Below are 3,369 nucleotides of genomic sequence, written 5' to 3'. Positions count from 1 at the left end.
AGCTGGAACAAAGAGGTTTATTAAGCCGAAATGCCTGTCCAGATGACCGCCGGATGATACATGTGACGTTAACTGATGGTGGAAATGAATTGATGAACGAAATCATGCCGAAATATCATCAGTTTGTTCATCAAATGTTTGAAGCATTAGATTTTGATGAGTCAGAGACATTAGTACAACTTATGAATAAAGTAAGGAATAAAGTTTAAACATTCATTTTTTTTATTATACTATCTCGAATTCGAGATAAATAACATTTTGGAGGATTTTAAGATGATAAATATTGGTTTATTAATCATTCGTTTGGTAATTGGTTTACTGTTTGTGGGACACGGTGCTCAAAAATTGTTTGGTTGGTTTGGTGGCTATGGATTGAAAGGAACCGGTGGCTGGTTTGAATCAATTGGCATGAAACCCGGGGTAACCATGGCTCTTTTCGCCGGATTGGCAGAACTTATTGGAGGACTTTTGTTTGCTTTAGGACTATTAACTCCACTTGCAGGTATAATAATTGCAGGAACTATGGTAATAGCTATCGTAAAAGTGCATGCTCCAAACGGATTATGGTCAACGGCCAATGGATATGAATATAACCTAACTTTACTTGCAGTTGCTATTGGTGTAGCTCTGATTGGTCCCGGTCAATATGCTTTAGATGCATTTTTATTTTAAAATATCTGGTCTTTTATGACACGGTTTTACTATTCCATGCGAGATTAATTTTCGAAGGAGTGATTAGGAGATGGAACTCTTAGGACTACATCATGTATCAATATTAACAGGAAAAGCGGAAAAAAATTATGAATTTTATACAAAAATTTTAGGATTGAGATTGGTAAAGAAAACAGTTAACCAGGATAATACAGAATCCTATCATCTTTTCTATGCTGACGCGGAAGGAACTCCAGGAACGGAGGTTACGTTCTTTGACATTCCTAATCTTGGGCAAACATACAGGGGAACTTCAGATATTTCTACTGTATCACTAAGGGTTAGAAATTCAGATTCATTGGTATTTTGGAAAGAACGTTTTAATCAATTTGAGGTTGAACATGATGATATTCAAAAAAGAGCAAATCGTGATACTTTAGCTTTCAGAGATTTCGATGGAACTCGCTTAATCCTGGTAGCCGATAACGGTGAAAAAGGTGTAAGAGCTGGGATTCCTTGGCAAAGGGAGGACATTCCAATGGAACAGGCCATTATTGGATTAGGACCTGTAACCCTCACAGTCGCAATTGCAGAACCAACGATCGGTGTGTTAACAGAAGTTATGGGTTTTCGCTATGGCGGTTCTTATCCTTCACTTGATGGGGATTATCCAGATCTATTGATTTATGTAACTGGAGAAGGCGGCAGCGGTGCGGAAGTTCATATTGAAACAAGACCTGATTTGCCAAGAGTCCGCTTAGGTCGTGGAGGTGTTCACCATGTTGCCTTCCGTGTTCCGAATGAGAAAGAATATGATCAATGGGCAGTGCGTTTGAAAGAATACAGGTTACCGAATTCCGGGAAAGTGGAACGGTATTACTTCAAGGCATTATATTTCAGGGAGCCTAATGGTATCTTATTTGAATTATCAACAGATACACCAGGATTTGCGACAGATGAACCAATGGAAACCATGGGGGAAAAACTATCACTTCCACCATTTTTGGAACCAAATCGGAAAGAAATTGAAGAAAAATTACGACCATTGAACTTAAATTAAATCGGCAGTTGCAATTTTTTTCAGTGTTCTAACTCGATTTGGTAATATGCCAGCATAAATGAAGCAGTTCTTTGATAAAAAGCGAATCAATGATAACTAATTTAGCCAATCGACAATGATCGATTGGCTTTTTTTACCTATTTTTTGATGCGCCTGTATAAATGTTTAGTAAATTATCGAGATTTGTTATTTTAATTGGAGCGGGAATCAATAGGCAGTTAAACATTGCCTATTTTATAAGGAATTGGCAGAGTGGTATTAAAAATTATCTTTAATTTGAGATACTTTACTTGACGAAATTCGACATTAAGATATATTATGGTTACATAAAGTTACCGAGGTTAAAAAAGATAACCTTAATAATTCACAAATAAAAAAATGATTAGGAAGTGAACACTATGATCGAAGTAACTGTAAAACTAAATTTTAAGGGAAGGAATTATCAAACGAATGTCATTGCAAGAAAGGATACTCCTGAAACACAAATTTTTCAGATGGCATGGGAACAAGTTGCAAAACAATGGACAAATTAATAATGGAGAAATCCCAACTTTAGATGAAGGGAGATAAAGCCTTGAATGAAAAGAAAGAAGTTGGAGAAAAAGCTCTTGATTATGTGAAAGACGGCATGGTAGTTGGTCTTGGTACAGGTTCTACTGTATTTTATACCATCACTAAGCTCGGTCAGTTAGTCAAGCAGGGACTTTCTATTAAAGGAGTTCCTACTTCTGAACAAACGAAACAATTAGCGATAAAACTTGGCATACCACTTGTGTCGTTTAATGAGATTGAGCAAATTGATGTCACGATTGATGGAGCAGATGAAGTAGATCCTGAGTTAAATCTCATTAAAGGCGGCGGAGGTGCTCTTTTAAGAGAGAAAATCATCGCTACTGCAGCTAAAACTTTCATTGTCGTTGCTGACTCTGATAAAAATGTAGATACATTAGGAACTTTTCCATTGCCGATAGAAGTGGTCCCATTTGGTTACGAAATGACAGTAAAACATATCAGGGAACTTGGAGGAAGTCCGAAGCTGAGACAAAAGGATGGGGCCCCTTATCTAACAGATAACGGAAACTATATTATAGACAGCAGTTTTCAAGAAATTACACATCCAGGAGAGTTAGAGAAAAACCTGAACCACATACCAGGTGTAGTTGATAACGGATTATTTGTAGGAATGGCAGATATTGTTATTACCATTAAAGATAAAATGCTTGCAACCAAACGAAGCTAGAAAATGGGAGAAATCAGAATACGAACTTGGGGGATTAATAATGGAGTCAATGACCTTTGTCTTATTTGGAGCAACTGGGGATTTAGCAAAGAGAAAGATTTTCCCAGCTCTATACAACTTGTATGTTGATCAAAAGTTACCGCAGTCCATATCTATTATTGGGCTCGGTAGAGGGAATCTTTCTCATTCAGATTTTCAAGAAAAAGTGAAGGACTCTATATTAGACTTTTCACGCCGCTTAGAACATGAGGCAGCAAATCTGGGGGATTTTTAGAAAACTTCCGCTACAGTAGATTGGATGTAACCCGTAAAGAAGATTATCAACAACTACTTCAATTAGTGAAGCAGCGGGAAGAAGATCTTGATATTAGAGGAAAATCGTATGTTTTATCTTTCGGTTGCACCAGAATTTTTTGAC

At 37.0% G+C, this 3,369-nt stretch carries 5 protein-coding genes and 1 pseudogene; all 6 read left to right on the top strand.

The window, feature by feature from the left end:
- Positions 1–209: MarR family winged helix-turn-helix transcriptional regulator (locus tag V7659_RS21425; protein WP_420491756.1), on the top strand; the 209-nt coding region annotated here is incomplete at its 5' end.
- Between the two features lie 64 nt (positions 210–273).
- Positions 274–672 (top strand): DoxX family protein, encoded by a 399-nt coding sequence (locus V7659_RS21420; protein WP_335542097.1) that lies wholly within the window; start codon positions 274–276, stop codon positions 670–672.
- 70 nt (positions 673–742) lie between these two features.
- A complete protein-coding gene (locus V7659_RS21415; RefSeq protein WP_335542095.1) occupies positions 743–1,711 on the top strand; it encodes a ring-cleaving dioxygenase in 969 nt (322 codons plus the stop codon).
- 398 nt (positions 1,712–2,109) lie between these two features.
- The gene (locus V7659_RS21410; protein ID WP_335542094.1) at positions 2,110–2,244 is read left to right on the top strand and encodes a BA3454 family stress response protein; all 135 of its coding nucleotides are present in this window, start codon (positions 2,110–2,112) and stop codon (positions 2,242–2,244) included.
- Positions 2,245–2,285: 41 nt separating this feature from the next.
- Positions 2,286–2,951: a ribose-5-phosphate isomerase RpiA gene (rpiA, locus tag V7659_RS21405; RefSeq protein ID WP_335542092.1), complete on the top strand. Its 666-nt coding sequence runs from the start codon at positions 2,286–2,288 to the stop codon at positions 2,949–2,951.
- A gap of 40 nt (positions 2,952–2,991) precedes the next feature.
- A pseudogene (locus tag V7659_RS21400) lies at positions 2,992–3,369 on the top strand (glucose-6-phosphate dehydrogenase); the annotation flags it as partial.

Origin of the sequence: Neobacillus drentensis (genome assembly GCF_036966985.1) — a bacterium.
Lineage (GTDB): Bacteria > Bacillota > Bacilli > Bacillales > Cytobacillaceae > Neobacillus > Neobacillus drentensis_E.
The sequence above is the reverse complement of the archived record's forward strand: the minus strand, read 5'-3'. Positions and strand labels throughout refer to the sequence as shown.